The sequence below is a fragment of the Planococcus maitriensis genome, assembly GCF_003289925.1.
Lineage (GTDB): Bacteria > Bacillota > Bacilli > Bacillales_A > Planococcaceae > Planococcus > Planococcus maitriensis.
In genome coordinates this window covers 217,543-237,685 of the sequence record NZ_QLZQ01000002.1, presented here as the reverse complement: position 1 = coordinate 237,685, position 20,143 = coordinate 217,543, and the positions used below count along the sequence as shown (strand labels likewise).

20 protein-coding genes are annotated in these 20,143 nt (G+C 51.3%); 19 read left to right on the top strand and 1 reads right to left on the bottom strand.

What is annotated here, in order from left to right; translation table 11 throughout:
* The first annotated feature begins 83 nt into the window (after window positions 1-83).
* The 19 genes from hrcA (at window position 84) to recO (ending at window position 18,486) form a co-directional block, all read left to right on the top strand.
* Window positions 84-1,115 carry a heat-inducible transcriptional repressor HrcA gene (hrcA, locus tag DP119_RS07530; protein ID WP_112232383.1) on the top strand — a complete coding sequence of 344 codons (1,032 nt, stop codon included), beginning with the start codon at window positions 84-86 and terminating at the stop codon, window positions 1,113-1,115.
* A gap of 19 nt (window positions 1,116-1,134) precedes the next feature.
* Window positions 1,135-1,731 (top strand): nucleotide exchange factor GrpE, encoded by a 597-nt coding sequence (gene grpE, locus DP119_RS07525; protein WP_167399204.1) that lies wholly within the window; start codon window positions 1,135-1,137, stop codon window positions 1,729-1,731.
* Between the two features lie 40 nt (window positions 1,732-1,771).
* The gene (gene dnaK / locus DP119_RS07520) at window positions 1,772-3,601 is read left to right on the top strand and encodes a molecular chaperone DnaK (RefSeq protein WP_112232379.1); all 1,830 of its coding nucleotides are present in this window, start codon (window positions 1,772-1,774) and stop codon (window positions 3,599-3,601) included.
* Between the two features lie 116 nt (window positions 3,602-3,717).
* Complete coding sequence (gene dnaJ / locus DP119_RS07515; protein ID WP_112232377.1) at window positions 3,718-4,836, top strand: molecular chaperone DnaJ; 1,119 nt, start codon at window positions 3,718-3,720, stop codon at window positions 4,834-4,836.
* A 94-nt stretch (window positions 4,837-4,930) separates the two neighbouring features.
* Window positions 4,931-5,872, top strand: coding sequence for a 50S ribosomal protein L11 methyltransferase (gene prmA, locus DP119_RS07510; RefSeq protein ID WP_112232375.1), 942 nt, complete (start codon window positions 4,931-4,933; stop codon window positions 5,870-5,872).
* Between the two features lie 12 nt (window positions 5,873-5,884).
* Window positions 5,885-6,622, top strand: coding sequence for a 16S rRNA (uracil(1498)-N(3))-methyltransferase (locus DP119_RS07505; protein ID WP_112232373.1), 738 nt, complete (start codon window positions 5,885-5,887; stop codon window positions 6,620-6,622).
* A 15-nt stretch (window positions 6,623-6,637) separates the two neighbouring features.
* Window positions 6,638-7,972 carry a tRNA (N(6)-L-threonylcarbamoyladenosine(37)-C(2))-methylthiotransferase MtaB gene (mtaB, locus tag DP119_RS07500; protein WP_112232371.1) on the top strand — a complete coding sequence of 445 codons (1,335 nt, stop codon included), beginning with the start codon at window positions 6,638-6,640 and terminating at the stop codon, window positions 7,970-7,972.
* 34 nt (window positions 7,973-8,006) lie between these two features.
* Window positions 8,007-8,675, top strand: coding sequence for a deoxyribose-phosphate aldolase (gene deoC, locus DP119_RS07495; protein ID WP_112232369.1), 669 nt, complete (start codon window positions 8,007-8,009; stop codon window positions 8,673-8,675).
* A gap of 95 nt (window positions 8,676-8,770) precedes the next feature.
* Window positions 8,771-8,944, top strand: coding sequence for a 30S ribosomal protein S21 (gene rpsU / locus DP119_RS07490; protein ID WP_112232367.1), 174 nt, complete (start codon window positions 8,771-8,773; stop codon window positions 8,942-8,944).
* 246 nt (window positions 8,945-9,190) lie between these two features.
* Window positions 9,191-10,519 carry an NfeD family protein gene (locus DP119_RS07485; RefSeq protein WP_205853853.1) on the top strand — a complete coding sequence of 443 codons (1,329 nt, stop codon included), beginning with the start codon at window positions 9,191-9,193 and terminating at the stop codon, window positions 10,517-10,519.
* Window positions 10,520-11,509 (top strand): flotillin-like protein FloA, encoded by a 990-nt coding sequence (gene floA, locus DP119_RS07480; RefSeq protein WP_112232365.1) that lies wholly within the window; start codon window positions 10,520-10,522, stop codon window positions 11,507-11,509.
* Window positions 11,510-11,542: 33 nt separating this feature from the next.
* Window positions 11,543-12,085, top strand: a complete 543-nt coding sequence (locus DP119_RS07475) for a hypothetical protein (protein ID WP_112232363.1) — start codon at window positions 11,543-11,545, stop codon at window positions 12,083-12,085.
* 136 nt (window positions 12,086-12,221) lie between these two features.
* Complete coding sequence (locus DP119_RS07470) at window positions 12,222-13,181, top strand: PhoH family protein (RefSeq protein ID WP_112232361.1); 960 nt, start codon at window positions 12,222-12,224, stop codon at window positions 13,179-13,181.
* A 172-nt stretch (window positions 13,182-13,353) separates the two neighbouring features.
* Window positions 13,354-15,483 carry an HD family phosphohydrolase gene (locus tag DP119_RS07465; RefSeq protein ID WP_112232359.1) on the top strand — a complete coding sequence of 710 codons (2,130 nt, stop codon included), beginning with the start codon at window positions 13,354-13,356 and terminating at the stop codon, window positions 15,481-15,483.
* Between the two features lie 21 nt (window positions 15,484-15,504).
* Window positions 15,505-15,987 carry an rRNA maturation RNase YbeY gene (gene ybeY, locus DP119_RS07460; RefSeq protein WP_112232357.1) on the top strand — a complete coding sequence of 161 codons (483 nt, stop codon included), beginning with the start codon at window positions 15,505-15,507 and terminating at the stop codon, window positions 15,985-15,987.
* On the top strand, window positions 15,974-16,327 hold the full coding sequence (locus DP119_RS07455) for a diacylglycerol kinase family protein (RefSeq protein WP_112232669.1): 354 nt from the start codon (window positions 15,974-15,976) through the stop codon (window positions 16,325-16,327). The genes ybeY and DP119_RS07455 overlap by 14 nt, the downstream gene beginning before the upstream one ends.
* Window positions 16,328-16,376: 49 nt before the next feature.
* Window positions 16,377-16,787: a cytidine deaminase gene (locus DP119_RS07450; protein WP_112232355.1), complete on the top strand. Its 411-nt coding sequence runs from the start codon at window positions 16,377-16,379 to the stop codon at window positions 16,785-16,787.
* Window positions 16,771-17,688, top strand: a complete 918-nt coding sequence (era, locus tag DP119_RS07445) for a GTPase Era (RefSeq protein ID WP_112232353.1) — start codon at window positions 16,771-16,773, stop codon at window positions 17,686-17,688. Before DP119_RS07450 ends, era begins: the two co-directional genes overlap by 17 nt.
* Window positions 17,689-17,700: 12 nt before the next feature.
* Window positions 17,701-18,486, top strand: a complete 786-nt coding sequence (gene recO, locus DP119_RS07440; RefSeq protein WP_112232351.1) for a DNA repair protein RecO — start codon at window positions 17,701-17,703, stop codon at window positions 18,484-18,486.
* A gap of 19 nt (window positions 18,487-18,505) precedes the next feature.
* Here the strand turns inward: recO and DP119_RS07435 are convergent, their stop codons facing one another.
* Window positions 18,506-19,882, bottom strand: a complete 1,377-nt coding sequence (locus tag DP119_RS07435; protein ID WP_205853852.1) for a glycine--tRNA ligase — start codon at window positions 19,880-19,882, stop codon at window positions 18,506-18,508.
* Window positions 19,883-20,143: the final 261 nt, after the last annotated feature.

The following is a 20,143-nucleotide window of genomic DNA, read 5'->3' as shown; positions in this document are numbered from 1 at the left end:
CCGTTGACAAGCAAAAAAAGATTTGGTAATTTTAGTGTAGTCTTAGCACTCGAACTCATAGAGTGCTAACAGAGGTGATGATCATGTTAACAGAACGGCAGCTGCTCATCTTAAAAGTGACAGTCAATGATTATATTCAATCAGCGCAGCCGGTAGGATCGAACCAACTAGCTAAAAAGCCGGGCATCACTTCAAGCTCGGCAACCATTCGCAATGAATTGGCTGAGCTCGAAGGCCAGGGCTACCTCGAAAAGACTCACACATCCTCGGGCCGGATTCCGTCTCAAAAAGGCTACCGCTATTATGTGGACCATTTGCTGACGCCGAATCCTGTACCGCAACAGGACATTGTCCAGCTCCGTTCGGTTTTCGAGGAAAAAGTGACCGAAACCGAGGAAATCATCAAACGCTCGGCTGGCATCCTGTCCGAATTGACGAATTACACGTCGATCCTGCTCGGGCCGGATATCCGGAAACACACCGTCAAGAAATTGTCGATCGTGCCATTGTCCCCCGGAATGGCCGTGGCGATCATCGTCACCGACTCGGGGCATGTGGAGAACCGGGTATTTTCCATCCCGCCGGATCTGGATCCATCCGACATCGAGAAGATGGTCAATATCTTGAACGAGCGGCTCATCGGCGTCCCGCTGCACGATCTGCACAAACGCCTCGAGCAGGAAACGCTCGCTCTCTTGCGCCAGCATATCGAGCGTTACGGGGAATTGTTCCGGACGTTCCAGCAGGCGCTGCTGCTTCCGCACACGGATAATGTATATTATGGAGGCAAGCTGAATATTCTGAAGCAGCCGGATTTCCATGATATCCAAAAAATCCGTGAGCTGATGGATGTGATGGAAGAAGGGAAGCACATTCCTGAAATCCTGCCAATCGGTGCTCAAGGGCTTCAAATCCGTATCGGTTCCGAAAATGCATTGGCGGCCATGGAAGATTGCTCAGTCATCACGGTATCCTATGATATTGGGGATGAGCAGATGGGCTCCATCGCGATCGTCGGGCCAAAACGAATGGATTACCGCCGGATCGTCTCGCTGCTCGATTATGTAAGCGGCGATTTATCAAAAGAGCTGACACGGCTGTTTCAAGGAAAGTGAACCAAAGGAGGCACATATTTTGTCGAATGAAAAAGAAACGATCAAACAACAAGACCTAGAGCAGGAAACTGCGAAAGTGGAAGAAACCGCAGAAACGACAGAACCCGCTGAAGGAACTGAACCGGGGACTGTCGAATCGGCTGAGCAAGCACAAGTTGAAGAGCCTGTGGATGAGGCAACCGAGCTTCAAGCCCAGCTTGAAGAAGAGCAGAACAAGTATTTGCGTCTATTGGCAGATTATGACAACTTCAAGCGCCGCACCAAAAAAGACCAGGAATTGGCAAAGCAGTTCCGTTCCCAGTCATTATTGACGGATCTTTTGCCGGTCTTGGATAATTTTGACCGCGCGCTCGCTGTTGAAGCGAAAAGCGAAGAATCCGCTTCCCTTTTGAAGGGCCTCGAAATGGTCAAGAAATCCTTGATCGATGCCGTAACGGCTGAAGGCTTGGAGGAGATCAAGGCAGTCGGTGAACCATTCGACCCTCATTTCCATCAGGCAGTAATCCAGGAGAACGATCCGGACAGTGAGCCGGGAACGGTGTTACAGGAGCTTCAAAAGGGGTATACACTGAATGGCAGAGTGCTCCGCCCAGCAATGGTGAAAGTGAACGAATAAGCCAAATTCATAGAATCTAATGTTAATGGAGGAATTTTAAATGAGCAAAATTATCGGAATTGACTTAGGTACAACAAACTCAGCAGTCGCAGTCCTAGAAGGCGGCGAACCGAAAATCATCCCAAACCCGGAAGGCAACCGCACGACACCATCTGTCGTATCGTTCAAAAACGGCGAACGCCAAGTCGGTGAAGTGGCGAAGCGCCAATCCATCACGAACCCGAATACCATCCAATCCGTCAAACGCTTGATGGGCACACAGGAAAAAGTGACGGCTGAAGGCAAAGAATACACGCCGCAGGAAGTTTCGGCGATGATCCTTCAATACATCAAAGGCTATGCGGAAGATTATCTGGGCGAGAAAGTGACGAAAGCAGTCATCACGGTACCGGCATACTTCAACGACGCTGAACGCCAAGCGACAAAAGACGCTGGCCGCATCGCTGGCCTTGAAGTGGAGCGCATCATCAACGAGCCGACAGCGGCAGCGCTTGCTTACGGCCTTGATAAAATGGAAAAAGACGAAACAGTCCTGGTCTATGACCTTGGCGGCGGTACGTTCGACGTATCGATCCTTGAACTCGGCGACGGCGTTTTCGAAGTAAAATCGACTGCCGGCGATAACCGCCTGGGCGGCGATGACTTCGATAAACTGATCATCGACTATTTGGTCCAGGAATTCAAAAAAGAAAACGGCATCGACTTGTCGAAAGACAAGATGGCGACACAGCGCTTGAAAGATGCTGCTGAAAAAGCGAAAAAAGATTTGTCCGGCGTTACGACAACCCAAATTTCATTGCCGTTCATCACAGCTGGCGAAGCTGGCCCGCTGCACATGGAAATGAGCCTGTCCCGTGCGAAATTCGACGAATTGACTTCTTCTCTCGTCGAGCGTACGATGGGGCCGACTCGCCAAGCCTTGAAAGATGCAGGCATTTCCGCATCTGAACTTGACCGTGTCATCCTGGTCGGCGGATCTACACGCATCCCTGCTGTGCAGGAAGCTGTCAAAAAAGAAACAGGCAAAGCCCCGCATAAAGGCGTCAACCCGGATGAAGTTGTCGCAATGGGTGCAGCTGTACAAGGTGGCGTATTGACTGGCGACGTTCAAGACGTTGTATTGCTTGACGTGACCCCGTTGTCACTTGGTATCGAAACGATGGGCGGCGTGTTCACGAAATTGATCGAGCGCAACACGACGATTCCGACGTCTAAATCACAGACCTTCTCCACGGCAGCGGACAACCAGCCGGCAGTCGACATCCATGTCCTGCAAGGCGAACGCCCGATGGCAGCCGACAACAAAACACTCGGCCGCTTCCAATTGGCCGATATCCCGCCTGCACCGCGCGGCGTGCCGCAAATCGAAGTCAGCTTCGACATCGATAAAAACGGTATCGTCAGCGTCAAAGCGAAGGACCTCGGCACGCAAAAAGAACAAACGATCACGATCCAATCCAACACAACGCTTACGGATGACGAGATCGACCGCATGGTGAAAGAAGCGGAAGAAAATGCTGAAGCGGATGCGAAGCGTAAAGAAGAAGTGGAACTTCGCAACGAAGCCGACCAAGCAGTGTTCACGACAGATAAAACGATCGAAGACCTAGGCGAAGCTGTTTCTGAAGATGAAAAGAAACAAGCTGAAGCAGCGCGCGATGAATTGAAGACAGCGCTCGAAGGCACTGACATCGAAGATATCCGTGCGAAGAAGGATAAATTGCAGGAGCTGCTCCAAGGTTTCGCCATGAAAGCTTACGAGCAGGCAGCACAGAACCAGCAGGGTGCTGAAGGCGGAGCGCAGCAAGGAAACGATGACGGCGTCGTCGATGCTGACTTCGAAGAAGTGAACGACGATAAAGACAAGTAAGATATGCAAGGCCGGAAAAGTCAAAGCAAAGCAACTGCTTTGGCTTTTTCAATGTCTTTGCAAGCGCAATTTAAACCGTGTACAATTACAGTTGACTGCAAGAGGGAGAGTGACCTATGAATAAGCGAGACTATTATGAAGTCCTTGGCGTTTCTAAGGATGCTTCAAAAGAAGAAATCAAGAAAGCCTACCGGAAGCTTTCCAAAAAATACCACCCGGATATCAATAAAGAAACGGATGCCTCCGAGAAGTTCCAGGAAGTCAAGGAAGCCTATGAAGTATTGAGCGATGACCAAAAACGCGCACAATATGACCAATTCGGCCATCAGGATTCGAACCAAGGCTTTGGTGGCGGCTTCGGCGGGGCAGAAGGCTTCGGCTTTGATGATATTTTCAGCACCTTCTTCGGCGGGGGCACGCGCCGCCGCGACCCGAATGCGCCAAGAAAAGGCGATGACCTCCAATATTCCATGACCATCGATTTCCTGGATGCGGTGTTCGGCCAGGAAACAGAAATCGAAATCCCGAAAGATGAGACATGCGAAACATGCGACGGTTCAGGAGCGAAGCCTGGAACGAGCAAGAAGACCTGCCCGTATTGTGAAGGAACAGGCCAGTTGAATGTCGCGCAAGACACGCCATTCGGCCGCATGGTCAACCGCCGCGCTTGCCATCATTGTGAAGGCACCGGCCAGATCATCGAAGAGAAATGCACCACGTGCCGCGGCGCAGGCAAAGTAAGAAAAATGAAGAAAATCAAAGTGACGGTTCCAGCCGGCGTCGATGACGGGCAGCAATTGCGCGTATCAGGCCAGGGCGGGCCGGGCATCAACGGCGGCCCTGCCGGAGACCTTTACGTGCTGTTCCGCGTCAAACCGCATAAGCAATTCGAACGTGACGGGGATGACATCCATCTGGAATTGCCAATCACTTATCCGCAAGCTGCATTAGGGGATGAAATCGAAGTCCCGACGGTTTCCGGGAAAGTGAAACTGAAGATTCCGGCCGGAACGCAAAACGGCGCCCGGTTCCGCCTGCGCGGAAAAGGCGTTCAAAACGTCCATGGCTACGGCGTCGGCGATCAGCACATCACCATCAAAGTGAAAGTGCCGACCAAATTGAGCGAAAAACAGAAGCAATTGCTGCGTGAGTTTGCCGAAATTTCTGGGGATATCCCGGAAGAGCAAAGCAGCTCATTGTTCGACAAGATCAAAAGAACCATCAAAGGTGATTAATGGGCAAATATAGCCTTGGACAAATGGAAAACTCCCGTGCAACAGGGAGTTTTCTGTCTGTTACATAATTGTTCGATAAAGGAGCTGGTCGTAAGTGAAATGGTCTGAGCTGTCGATTCATACAACGAACGAAGCGATTGAATCAATTTCCAACATCCTGCATGAAGCAGGGGCGAGCGGAGTCGTCATCGAGGATTCCGACGATTTGACGAAAGACCGTGAAGACGTGTTCGGCGAAATCTATTCACTCGATCCCGAAGATTTTCCGACAGAGGGTGTCATCCTGAAAGCTTATCTGCCGGTCAATAGTTTTCTCGGGGAAGCCGTGGAAGGCATTAAACTGGCCATCAACAACCTTGCGGAATTCAACATCAATGTCGGCCGCAACGTCGTCACGATCAGTGAAGTGAACGAAGAGGATTGGGCAACGTCCTGGAAAAAGTATTATCATCCGGTAAAGATATCCAAGAGATTCACGATTGTGCCGACATGGGAAACCTATCATCCGGTTTCAAGTGACGAACTGATCATCGAGCTCGACCCGGGCATGGCATTCGGCACCGGTACCCACCCGACGACCGTCATGAGCCTGCAGGCGCTTGAAAAGCATGTCGAGCGAGGAAATACGGTCATCGATGTCGGGACCGGTTCAGGAGTGCTTGCAATCGGTGCCGCATTGCTTGAAGCAGGTTCGGTCAGGGCGCTCGACCTTGATGAAATCGCCGTGAAAGCGGCAGGGCTGAATGTCAAACTGAACAAAGTGCAAGACCGTGTCAATGTATTCCACGGCAATTTGCTCGAAGCGATCGACGACCCGGCTGATGTGGTCGTGGCGAATATCCTCGCTGAGATCATCATGTCGTTTACAGACGATGCGTACCAGGCAGTCAAGCCAGGCGGCATCTACATCACGTCGGGAATCATCGCCCAGAAGAAAAATGACGTGAAGCAAGCGCTCGAAGCTTCAGGCTTCGCAATCGAAGATATTATGATGATGGAAGACTGGGTAACGATCATTTCAAAAAAACCGCTATAACGGGGTGCGAACATGCAACGATATTTTTTGGAAGAGATAGATTCCGGCAATGGCCGTTTGACGATTACAGGAGACGATGCCAAGCATATCGCCAAAGTGATGAGGCAATCAGCAGGTGACCGGTTGATCGCCGTCGTTTCGGGGAAACCCCATCTGGCAGAAATCACGGATATTGCGGCTGACGTGCAAATCAAGCTGATCGAAGAGCTCGAGGACCGCAGTGAGCTGCCGAAAAAAGTGACGATCGCTTGCGGCCTCCCGAAAGGCGATAAGCTGGAACTGATCACCCAAAAAGCGACAGAACTTGGGATGAGCGCGTTATTGCCTTATTCGGCGGAGCGCTCGATCGTCAAATGGGACGGCGCCAAAAGCGCGAAGAAAATCGGGCGCTTGAAAAAAATCGCCAAGGAAGCGGCTGAGCAATCGCATCGCAGCCGCATTCCTGCCATACATACAGTACATAGCTTCAAAGAGCTGGTAAATGCCGTGAAGGATTATGATGCGGTCATTGTCGCCTATGAAGAAGAGGCGAAACAGGGCGGCGGAAGGCGGTTTGCCGAAATTCTGGAATCATTGTATGATAAAGACTCAATCTTGCTTGTTTTTGGGCCGGAAGGCGGCATTTCGGAAGCCGAAGCGTCTGCCCTGAAAGAAACAGGCGCATCGTTCACAGCGCTTGGCCCGCGCATTTTGCGCACAGAAACGGCTCCGCTTTATGCATTGTCTGCAATATCCTATGAATTTGAATGAAAGAGGTGGCCAACGATGTCAACAGTCGCATTTCATACTTTAGGTTGCAAAGTGAACCATTATGAAACCGAAGCGATTTGGCAATTATTCAAAGAACAGGGCTATGAGCGCACGGAATTTGAGCGTCAATCCGATGTATATGTCATCAATACATGCACCGTCACCAACACCGGCGATAAAAAAAGCCGCCAAGTGATACGGCGCGCAGTCCGCTCGAATCCGGACGCGGTCATTTGCGTCACGGGATGCTATGCCCAGACATCGCCTGCTGAAATCATGGCGATCCCCGGCGTCGATATCGTCGTCGGCACACAGGACCGGACAAAGCTCCTGGAATATATCGAACAATACCGCGCTGAGCGCAAACCGATCAATGCGGTGGGCAATATCATGAAGAACCGCGTGTACGAGGAATTGGATGTGCCCGCATTCACAGACCGTACGCGCGCTTCGCTGAAAATCCAGGAAGGGTGCAATAATTTCTGCACGTTCTGCATCATTCCGTGGGCGCGTGGATTAATGCGCTCGCGTGACCCGCAGGAAGTCATCCGCCAAGCGCAGCAATTGGTCGATGCCGGCTATCAGGAAATCGTTTTGACCGGCATCCATACGGGGGGCTACGGGGAAGACCTGAAGGATTATAATTTGGCGCAGCTCTTGCGCGATTTGGAACAGGACGTGAAAGGCTTGAAACGCCTGCGCATCTCATCGATCGAAGCGAGCCAGCTGACGGACGAAGTGATTGCCGTCTTGAAAGAATCCGAAATCGTCGTGCGCCATCTTCACATTCCGATCCAATCCGGGTCCGATACTGTCCTGAAACGGATGCGCCGGAAATATACGATGGAATTTTTCGCAAATCGCCTGGAGCGTTTGCGTGACGCCTTGCCGGACCTGGCGATCACTTCCGACGTCATCGTCGGTTTCCCGGGCGAGACGGAAGAAGAATTCATGGAGACTTTCAATTTCATCCGCGACCACAGGTTCTCGGAGCTTCACGTATTCCCGTACTCGATGCGCACCGGAACGCCGGCAGCGCGTATGGATGGCCAAATCGATGAAGCGGTCAAGAACGAACGCGTACACCGCCTGATCGAACTGAACGATCAGTTGGCGAAGGAGTACGCAAGCCGTTATGAAGGCGAGCTCCTCGAGATCATCCCGGAAGAAGAATCGAAAGACCATCCGTCAGGCGGCATGCTTGTCGGCTATACGGATAATTATCTGAAAGTCGCCATTCCAGGCGATGAATCGTTGATCGGGAAAATCGTCAAAGTGAAAATCACCAAGGCAGGCTATCCGATGAACGAAGGGCAGTTTGTCCGCGTGATGGACAGCGTGCCTGCCTAAAAGAAAACCTACTAGTAGAATGGAGAACTGAATCATGACGAATATTGCATCTTTAATCGACCATACATTGTTGAAAGCGGAAGCTACGGCACCGCAAATCGAACAGCTTTGCAAAGAGGCCGCAGAATATAATTTCGCGTCTGTCTGCGTCAATCCGGCGTGGGTTTCACTTGCAGCCAAACAACTCGGCAATAGCGAAGTAAAAGTCTGCACGGTCATCGGCTTCCCGCTTGGCGCCTCGACTTCTGAGACGAAAGCGTTCGAAACGAAGGATGCCATCGAAAAAGGCGCAGGGGAAATCGATATGGTCTTGAACATCGGCGCATTGAAAAGCGGCCAGGAAGACCTTGTCAAATCCGACGTCGAAGCGGTCGTGAATGCAGCGAAAGGCAAAGCGATCGTCAAAGTCATTTTGGAGACATGCTTATTGACGGATGAAGAAATCAAATTGGCCAGCCGCCTGTCGAAAGAAGCGGGAGCTGATTTCGTCAAGACATCGACTGGCTTCTCAACCGGCGGCGCAACTGTCGAAGCAGTCCGCCTGATGCGCGAAACGGTCGGCCCGGATCTTGGTGTCAAAGCTTCCGGCGGCGTCCGCAGCCTAGAGGATGTAGAGAAAATGGTCGAGGCTGGAGCGACTCGCATCGGCGCGAGTTCAGGAGTCCAGATCATGCAAGGCCTTACTTCTGATAATGACTATTAACTATTGACGCAGATCGTTGGATGCGTTATAATTTTCTAGTATATAACACTTGTTGTTATTTGCTTCAACGTGTGTTCGGAGGGAGGGAAAAAGAGATGACAAAAACAAATGTTCGTAAAAACGAATCAATTGAAGATGCTCTTCGCCGCTTCAAACGCACTGTTTCAAAGTCCGGAACAATGCAAGAGGTAAGAAAGCGCGAGTACTATGATAAGCCGAGCGTAAAACGTAAATTGAAATCAGAAGCTGCGCGTAAACGTAAATTTTAATTGACTTTGATCTTAAATGACTTTTAAAAATAGTAACGAACAGCTAAGGCCGGAAGCACAATTGTGCTTCCGGTTTTTTTTTGACTTAAAACGGTCACGAAATGATGGGGATGTAAGCGCATTCCATCGTAACTTGGGGAAAATTGCTATATAATGAAAAAAGGAGCCGGCATTTGAAACCACAGCCTGTCTCATCCGTATACATAATTATCCTAAAGTTTTCATGAAGGAGAGGGGGAACTTGCCGTGCGTAGAAAAAAAGCCTGGATCGGCTTTTTGTTCCTGGTTGTGGCGTTTGCTTTAGCGATTCCAGCCATCTCGGCGGATAACGGAAAAGTCTATGTCATCCCGATTGAAGCGGAAGTGGAGAGGGGCTTGCAGTCATTCCTGGAGCGGGGTATTGAAGAGGCTGAAGAAGCCGGGGCGGAAGCCATCGTCTTTGAGATCGATACTCCTGGCGGTTTTGTCAATGCGGCAGATGGCATCGCTCGCCTGTTGGACGAAGCCGATCCTGAGACATTGGCTTTCATCAACCAGGATGCGTTGTCGGCTGGCGCATTTCTTGCCTTGCATAACGACGAAATCTACATGCATCCAAATGGGCGGATGGGGGCGGCTCAAGTCATCGACCAGTCGGGCAACGCAGCTGCCGATAAGGCGAACTCTGCCTGGCTGGCTTCGATGAGAAGCGCAGCGGAATCCTCTGGCCGTGATCCGCAATATGCTTTGGCTATGGCGGATGCCAGCATCGATCTTCCGGAATACCGTGCAGCTGAAGGTGAATTATTGACGCTCGGCGCCCAGGAAGCGCTAGATGTCGGCTATTCGGAAGGAACCGTGTCTTCTCTGGATGAACTTCTTGAGAGTAAAGGCCTTTCCGGCGCTGAAGTGATTCAAGTGGAAGAAAACTGGTCTGAGACGCTCGCGCGTTTTCTGACGAGCCCGATCGTGGTCCCGATTTTACTATCGGTGGCTGGCCTTGGCTTACTGCTTGAGTTGTTCACGCCGGGAGTCGGGATCCCCGGATTCTTCGGATTGTTTTCACTGATGCTGTTCTTCTATGGCCATTTGGTGGCAGGGCTTGCCGGATATGAATCGATCTTGCTGCTGGTCTTCGGTCTCGGGCTTATTCTCCTGGAATTTTTCGTTCCGGGCGGCATACTGGGGATCCTAGGGATACTGGCGGTCATCGGAAGTGTCCTGTTAGCGGGTGAAGACGTCCAGACAACAGCGATCGCGATTTTGATTGCATTACTCGTAGCTTCAGCAGGGATGGTGATTTTAGTGAAATTTTTCGGGAAGAAATTGAACATGTTCAAACGGATCATCCTGACCGATGCCACCGATACCGAGCATGGCTATGTATCGGCTGTCAACCGGCCGGAACTTATCGGCCAGGTCGCCCGCTCGACCACTGCCCTGAGGCCTTCCGGAACCATCCGTCTCGGTGATGAATACATCGACGCGGTATCCGAAGGGCGGTTTATCGACAGCAACAAAGATGTTAAGATTATCAAGGTAGAAGGGTCTCGCATCGTTGTGCGTGAACTCGAAAAACAAGAGGAGGAAGAATAAATGGGACTTGAAACAATCGGCCTAGGCGCCGCGATAATTGGTATTATCGTTGTACTTGCCATCTTTTTCACATTCGTACCCGTCACATTATGGATCTCGGCTTTAGCGGCCGGTGTCCGCATCAGCATCTTCACATTAATCGGGATGAGATTGCGCCGGGTTATCCCATCGCGCATCGTCAACCCATTGATTAAGGCTTCCAAAGCCGGACTTTCCGTACAGATTAACCAATTGGAAAGTCATTACCTGGCTGGCGGTAACGTCGACCGTGTGGTTAACGCATTGATCGCTGCACATCGTGCCAATATCGATTTGCCATTTGAACGCGCAGCAGCGATCGACCTAGCCGGCCGTGACGTACTTGAAGCGGTTCAAATGTCGGTTAACCCGAAAGTCATCGAAACACCGTTCATTGCCGGTGTCGCGATGGACGGAATTGAAGTAAAAGCAAAAGCGCGCATCACCGTGCGTGCCAATATCGACCGCCTTGTCGGTGGTGCGGGTGAAGAAACAATTGTTGCCCGTGTCGGTGAAGGGATCGTTTCTACACTCGGTTCGAGCACAAACCATAAGAAAGTCCTTGAAAACCCGGACCTCATTTCCCAAACCGTACTTGGCAAAGGGCTGGATTCCGGCACTGCTTTTGAAATCCTGTCGATCGATATCGCAGATGTTGATATCGGCAAGAACATCGGTGCCGAGCTCCAGACTGAGCAAGCCGACGCTGATAAGAAAATCGCCCAGGCAAAAGCCGAAGAACGCCGCGCAATGGCTGTCGCCAGCGAACAGGAAATGAAAGCGAAAGTCGTCCAGATGCGCGCGAAAGTTGTCGAAGCCGAAGCGGAAGTACCGATGGCGATGTCAGAAGCTCTCCGTTCAGGAAATATCGGTGTGATGGATTATATCAATTACAAGAACGTGCAAGCCGATACGAGCATGCGCGAATCCATTTCGAAGAGCGGAACGGAAAAGCAAGAAGACGAAAACTAATAAGCTCCGCCATAACTTAAGGGAGGTTTTGGAATGGAACCCCTCATCATGATGCTGATCATTGCGGCTGTCAGTACCTTGTTCGGTAAAGACAAGAAGAAAGACGCCAATCAGCAAAAAGGCCAGCAAACGACGCGCCAACAAGTCCCAGGCGCCCCTCCTCGATCTGCACAGCAAAAGCCACAGCAGGCGCCAAGCGGCGGACAGCGAAGCTTTAAGCGTATTGAAGATTACGCCAAGGAGATTTACGGTGAGTTTCAATCCCAGATGGAGAACGATCCGAAGCGGGCAGAGCAGGCCCGCCAGGTCAAGGAACAGGCGGAACGTGCCAAGGCCCGTGCAGTGGAGGAAGTTGAAAAACGGTCTCCGGCCCAGGCCAAGCAAGCTGGCGAGCCGAAAAATCGCCCTGGAAGATTAAGTACCCATCAAAAAGAGCCGTTGAAACGGGCAATCGCAAAAGAAGAAGAGCAAAATCTGTTTCCATTGAAGGAAAACGACGTAAGAAAAGGCATTATCATGGCGGAGATTTTACAAGCGCCTAAGTCGAAGCGACAAAAGCAAGGCCGGCATATTTAATGCCGGCCTTTTTCTTTTGAATGAATATATTTATAATATTGTTATGTAAACCATCTTCCGATGAATTAATTTACATTCCCATACAGAAAATGATAGAGTTGAGAAGAAGTAAAAACACGATCCAAGGAGCGTCTAAATGACAGAAAACAGCCTACTCGAATTGCATGTGAAAGACCCGAACGAAGCGGTCCTGCTTCTCGGTACATCCGACAGCCATCTGTCGCTGATCGAAGAAAGTTTTGATATACACATCATCACCCGCGGTGAAGTGATTCGCCTCGAAGGGTCCGAAGAAGGCCGCCAAACGGGCAAGTTGCTGCTGGAGCAATTATTGAAGGTCATCCGTAAAGGCATCAATATCGACCAGCGCGATATCGTTTCAGCCATTGAAATGGCGAAAAGCGGGACGATTGAATATTTCGCGGAACTTTACGATGAAGAAGTGGCGCGCAGTGCGACCGGCCGTTCGATCCGTGCTAAAACGATCGGTCAGCGCCACTACATCCATGCCATCAAAAAAAGCGATATGGTGTTCGGGATCGGCCCAGCAGGGACCGGGAAAACCTATTTAGCTGTCGTACTAGCGGTGCAAGCCTTGAAAAATGGCCATGTCAAAAAGATCGTCCTGACACGCCCGGCGGTTGAAGCGGGAGAGAGCCTTGGCTTCTTGCCTGGCGACTTGAAGGAAAAAGTGGATCCGTATTTGCGCCCTTTATATGACGCTTTGCATGACGTCATGGGCCAGGAGCAGACCAACCGCCTGATTGAGCGCGGGACGATTGAAGTGGCGCCGCTCGCCTACATGAGGGGCCGTACGCTCGAGGAAGCTTTCATTATCCTGGATGAATCCCAGAATACGACGAAAGCCCAGATGAAAATGTTTTTGACACGCCTTGGTTTTAATTCCAAGATGATCATTACGGGCGATAAAACGCAAATTGATTTGCCTCGCGGGGCCGAGTCAGGCTTGATCGCGGCAGAAAAGAACTTGCACGGGGTCAAAGGAATCGAGTTTCAATACTTGGAAAAGGGCGATGTCGTCCGCCATCCGCTCGTCTCCAAAATCATCGAAGCTTACGAGAACCAGCCTAGCTAAGGCTGGTTCTTTTTTTGCCGGAAGTTTTCCATGCGAATTATGTTCATGTTTTTCTTCAGGATGGATAAGCTGATCGCGCATCCATGTCCAGGAAATTGTTATTAATTTGTAAGGGGCGATGAAAAAAGCACGAGGTATTGGTATGATGAAAGAAGAATAGTGAGGTGGTCAAATGGCGGGATGGATCAGGCGCATTTATTTGCGGTTCGGGGCTCCTGTAGTCTTGATCGGCATCAGTTTCATGACAGCACTGCTCATGTTTGGATTTGTATACGATACGATGGCAACCGATACATATGAAGTGGAGTTATTCCAATTATCCGAGGAAACGATACGGGCAGCAAAAACGGTCGAGGACCCGGTGAGGACAGAGCTCGAACGAGAGCGGGCAGCAGCGGAAGTGCAGCCGAGCTACCGATATATCGAGGAGATCGCGGATAATCAAGCGGCGCTCGTCGATTCGCTGTTCGGCTATGTGCTGGAAGCGAAGCGCGCCGATCGGGCAGGCGGGGAAGACGAACCGGATCCACGTGAGTTAGATGAGGCGTTAAACAGCCTGCGCGAATCGATCCGCCTGCTCGAACAAAATGAAAACGGCCTTCGCTTGACTGACGACATGCTGTTTTCGCTGCTCACACTGGAAGATGAAGTGCTGATACGCGTGCAACGGGAAGTGCGCAATCAAGTGCTGGCAGTGCTGCAGGATCCATTGCGGGAGGCCGGTCTTACCCAAGCGCGTAATTCGGCTGAGCAGGAAATCCGTGGAAACGACCAAGTTCCGGCTTCTGCCATTCCAGCTGCGGTAGCCATTACCAGAGCTGCCATCATGCCGAATGAAGTCATCAACGAAGAACTGACGGAACAGCAGGCCGAACAGGCGCGGGCGAGCATTGAACCGACACGCATCCTGCAGGGGCAAGTGCTCATCCAGGAAGGCCAGTTGATCGACCGTGAAGTCTACCGGCAGCTTGAACTGGCGGGGATGACCGAGCAGCAATCGAATTACCGGCCTGTGATGGCCTTGAGTTTGTTGGTGCTCATTGCGGCAGGATTATTGCTGCTGGTGCTGCAAAGCTCGAAAGCCGAAGGAGTCAAAAAGGCCATTCGCCTGACAATCGTCTTTGTTGTCGTCGCTTTGTCCCTGGCGATCATGAAGCTGCTTGAAATCATCAGCGGCAATTTTGAAGTGGTCATCGATTTCATCTACCCGACAGCCTTGGCCGGTATTTTGGTGCGGCTGCTTATTGATGAGCGAACAGCGGTATATGTAACGATTTTGCTGAGCGCCAGTGCAGGCATGATGCTGCAGAGCGGCTATGCCGGCGTTTTTCAGATGGATTCCGCTTTTTATGTGTTATTTGGCGGCTTGACGGGGATATATTTAATACGCAATGGGCATAGAAGCATCCGCATCCTGCCGATCAGCTTGGCGGTCGGCGGTGTCCATTTGCTTTACGTGGCATTTTACCTTTTGGTGAACCAAAGCCAGTACTCCACGGAAGAAGTCGCATTCTATGTGGCGGCGGCGCTGGCAGCCGGTTTATTGTCCGGGACTCTCGCGACCGGTTTATTGCCGCTGTTTGAGACGGCATTCGGCATTCTGTCGACGATGAAGCTGCTCGAGTTATCGAATCCGAATCATCCTTTGCTCAAGAAAATCCTGACCGAGACACCGGGAACCTACCATCACAGTGTCATGGTGGCAAACCTTTCGGATGCGGCGTGCGAGGCGATAGGGGCAAACGGCTTGCTTGCGCGGGTCGGCTGTTATTATCATGACATCGGCAAGACCATCAACCCACAGTACTTTATCGAAAATCAATCCCATGGCAATCCCCATGACCAATTGACGCCCGAACAAAGCCGCGACATCATTCTCGCGCACGGCAAAGATGGGGCGGCGATCTTGCGCAAGCAGAAAATGCCGAAAGAATTGATCGATATCGCAGAGCAGCACCACGGCACGACTTTATTGAAGTTCTTCTATTATAAAGCGAAAGAGCAGAATGAAGAGCTCCCTGAACAGGAATACCGCTACACGGGTCCGAAACCGCAAAGCCGGGAAATCGCCATCATCATGATCGCCGACAGCCTGGAAGCGGCGGTGCGTTCGATGGAATCGCCAAGTACGGAGAAAATCCGCAAGATGGTCGATTCCATTACGGAAGACAAGTTGAAAGATGGACAGTTTGATGAATGTGATATAACGTTAAAAGAACTGAAACGGGCTAAGAGCGTCATGTGCGAAACCTTGAACGGGATCTTCCATTCGAGGATCGCCTATCCCGATGATCAAGAATAATTCAATGGAGGAGGGAAAGCGATGCTGACAATCGATTTCATAGACGAAACGGAACAATTGGGAGACGATGCGCTTGCCTTTGTGAGCAAGGTATTGGAGCATGCGGCACAGCACGAAAAGACAGGAGAGGCGGAAGTATCGGTCACATTCATGGATGATGAATCGATCCGTGCCATCAACCGGGATTACCGGGAGAAGGACCAGCCGACGGATGTCATCTCCTTTTCGATGGAAGAACAAGGAGAGGATGAAGTGGCCATCATCGGTGAAACAGGCCCGCGCCTGCTCGGGGATATCATCATTTCCGTAGAACGCACGAAACTCCAGGCAGAAGAATATGGGCACAGCTTCGAACGGGAACTGGGCTTCCTGGCAGTGCATGGCTTCTTGCATTTGCTCGGCTATGACCATATGAACGAGCAGGAGGAAAAGGAAATGTTTGGCAGGCAGGAAGAGATTCTGGCTTCCTTGGGCGTTACGCGTGATGCGCATGAAGCTGAGTAGGTTTCTATCCTCATTCCGTTATGCTGCGCAAGGGATTGGCACGGCCATAAAGCGGGAACAGAATATGAGAGTTCATGCATTTTCGGCGGGGATCGTCTTGATTGCCGGGGTTTGGACTGGCCTCGACCGGACTGAATGGATGCTGGTCATTATGCTGCTCGGCGGCATGCTGGCGCTCGAACTGGTCAATTCCGCATTGGAACGGGCTGTCGATCTCGTCACGGCAGAACGCCATCCGTTGGCGAAGCAAGCGAAGGACATGGCGGCAGGAGCCGTTTTGGTATTTGCTGTGACAAGTGCTATAATCGGTTTACTGATCTTTTTGCCTAAATGGTTTTGAAATCTGGCGAATCGATATTACTGCAATCATAGAAAAGTGAGTGATGACAATGGATAAAAAACAATTGATGGATCAGGCAATCTCGGCGCGCGGCAATGCCTACGTGCCCTATTCGGAATTTCCGGTAGGTGCGGCCCTCTTGTCGAAAGACGGCAAGGTCTACACGGGATGCAATATCGAAAATGCCGGCTATTCGCTGACCAATTGTGCAGAACGCACAGCGGTCTTCAAGGCTGTATCGGAAGGCGTCAAGCAGTTTGAAGCATTGGCAGTGGCTGCCGATACCAAGGGGCCGGTCGCGCCGTGCGGAGCATGCCGGCAGGTGCTGGTGGAATTCTGCGCGCCGGATATGCCGGTTTACTTAACGAATCTAGAAGGAGCGGTGTCGGAGACGACTGTCGCAGAATTGCTTCCGGGCGCCTTCACAACGGAGGATTTAGACTATGCTTCAGGAAAATAAAGGATACAAATCAGGGTTCATTTCCATCATCGGCCGCCCGAATGTCGGGAAATCGACGTTCTTGAACCGTGTGGTCGGGCAGAAAATCGCCATCATGAGCGACAAGCCACAGACGACGCGCAATAAGGTACAGGGCGTCGTGACGAACGAAAACAGCCAAATGGTCTTTATCGACACGCCTGGGATCAACGAACCGAAACATAAGCTTGGGGATTTCATGCTGAAAGTCGCCAAAAACACATTCCGTGAAGTGGATGTGCTGCTGTTTGTCGTCAGTGCGGCTGATCGCATCGGCAAACAGGACCGTTATGTGCTCGACATGCTGAAAGGAATCGATGTGCCGGTATTTTTGGTACTCAATAAAATCGACCAAGTGCATCCGGACAATCTTCCGAAGATCGTGGAATCCTACCGCAACGAATTCGATTTCGCTGAAGCGATTCCGATCTCCGCCTTGCAAGGCAATAACGTCGAGAATTTGCTCGCGAAAATTGAAGAGCGCTTGCCGGAAGGGCCGCAATACTATCCGTCCGACCAAGTGACGGACCATCCGGAGCGCTTCATCATCTCGGAATTGATCCGTGAAAAAGCCTTGCATTTGACACGCGAGGAAATCCCGCATTCGATCGCCGTCGTCATCGATAAAATTGCCAAGGATGAAGAAAACGAAAACATGATCCGCGTCCAGGCGACGATCATGGTCGAACGCGATTCCCAAAAAGGCATCGTCATCGGCAAAAAAGGCGCGCTTTTAAAGGAAATCGGCACGCGTGCGCGCAAGGATATCGAAAACCTGCTCGGCACGAAAGTGTATTTGGAACTGTGGGTCAAAGTCCAGAAAGATTGGCGCAATAAAGCAATGCATCTCCGCGATTTCGGTTTCAGAGACGACGAATACTAAGGAGCCTGGCTCATGCAGAACCAACTCGAAGGCATTGTCATCCGAACGCGTCCCTACGGGGAAACGAATAAAATCGTCACTTTGTTCACGAAAGAGGCGGGGAAGATCACGTGCATGGCGCGCGGGGCGAAAAAACCCGCAAGCCGCCTGGCAGCCATCACGCAGCCGTTCACGCATGGCGTCTTCTCGGTCTATAAAGGCCGCGGCATGGGCACCTTGCAGGCAGGCGACCAATTGGAGTCGCTGCGTCACATCCGCGAGGATATCATGGCCACCGCATATGCGAGTTACATCACTGAATTGATCGACCGCCTGACGGAACAGGATGAGCCGCAGCCGGCCATCTACGATATGCTGTATCAGGCACTCCATGCGATAGCGGACGGCTATGACCCGGAAGCGATCACCTTGTTTGCCGAATGGAAAATGCTGCGCGTGGCAGGACTGACCCCGACCTTGCATGAATGCGCCAACTGCGGGGCGACGGAAGGGGAATTCGCGTTCTCGTTCCAGGAACTCGGCTTTTTGTGCCATCGCTGCTTCCATATCGACCGCTACATCATCCGCTTGAGCCCTGCGCTCGTGAAATTGATCCGCACGTTCTATTTCGTGCCGATCGAGCGGGTGGGGGCATTGACCTTGAAGAAAGAGTCGAAAACCTTGCTCAAGCAAATCGTCCGGACGATTTACGAAGAACAGGCGGGCATCCGGCTGAAGTCGCGTTCGTTCCTCGAACAGCTCGAGCGGACACCCGAATTTTTCCCTGAACCGAAAAAAGACATCCCTGAAGGCGATTAGCCTCGGGATGTCTTTTTTATTAGAATTGGATATGCTGTTCGATGTACGCTTGCACGTCTTTGATCGGCATGCGCACTTGTTCCATTGAATCGCGGTGGCGCACGGTCACTTCACCGTCTTCGACCGAGTCGAAATCGTAGGTGATGCAGAACGGCGTGCCGATTTCATCCTGGCGGCGGTAGCGTTTCCCGATGGATTGGGATTCGTCGTAATCGACCATGAAATGCTTCGCAAGGTCGGCGAACACTTCCGTCGCGCCTTCAGAGAGTTTTTTCGACAATGGCAATACCGCTGCCTTATATGGTGCAAGTGCAGGATGGAACTTCAGCACGGTGCGTGTATCGTCATTATCCAAGCTTTCTTCCTGGAATGCATCCACGAGGAAAGCAAGTGTCACGCGGTCTGCGCCAAGGGAAGGCTCGATGCAATACGGAACGTACCGCTCGTTGGTCTGTGGGTCGATGTAATTGAAGTCCTCGCCGGAATATTCCATATGGCGCTTCAAATCGAAATCGGTGCGGTCGGCGATGCCCCAGAGTTCGCCCCAGCCGAATGGGAATTTGTATTCGATATCGACTGTTGCGTTGGAGTAATGGGACAATTCGTCTTTATCGTGCTCGCGCAGGCGCATATTGTCTTCGCCCATGTTCAGGTCGAGCAGCCAGTTTTTGCAGAAGTCGCGCCAATATGCATACCATTCAAGGTCTTCGCCTGGCTTGCAGAAGAACTCCAGCTCCATCTGCTCGAATTCGCGAGTGCGGAACGTGAAGTTCCCCGGCGTGATTTCGTTGCGGAAGCTTTTGCCGATCTGTGCGATCCCGAACGGCATTTTCTTGCGCATCGAGCGCTGGACGTTTTTATAGTTGACAAAGATCCCCTGTGCCGTCTCCGGGCGCAAGTACACTTCGTTTGTCGATGATTCAGTGACGCCTTGGAAAGTCTTGAACATCAAGTTGAACTGGCGGATTTCGGTGAAATCAGATTTCCCGCAAGTCGGGCATTTGATTTCATGTTCGTCGATCAATTCTTTCATGCGGTCGAACGACAGGCCGTCGACGATCAACTCGATGCCTTTTTCATCCAAGGCATTTTCAATCAGCTTATCGGCACGGTGGCGCGATTTGCAAGCTTTGCAATCGATCATCGGGTCATTGAAATTGCCGAGGTGTCCGGAAGCTTCCCACGTTTTCGGGTTCATCAGGATGGCTGCATCCAAGCCTACATTGTAGGGGGATTCCTGGACGAATTTCTTCCACCAGGCTTTTTTGATATTGTTTTTCAGCTCGACGCCGAGTGGGCCATAATCCCACGTGTTGGCGAGCCCGCCGTAAATTTCAGAGCCCGGGAAAACGAATCCCCGGTGTTTGGCTAATGATACTACTTTTTCCATTGACATCTTCATTACCTCCATAAAATAAAAAAATCGCACACGCCACGGACATATGTCCGAGGACGAGTACGTTACCCGCGGTTCCACCTCGATTGGCTGGAATGAAAGTCCAGCCCGCTCGCATTGCTCATGGCTCCGGATTGCCGTTTCCCGCTTTGCAGGCTTTCACCATCCCTGCTCGCTTCGAATGCGGTACTTATCGATCCATCATTGCCATTATTCGATTCCCGATTATTGTATCATGGCAATCTTTTCTTCGCAATATGG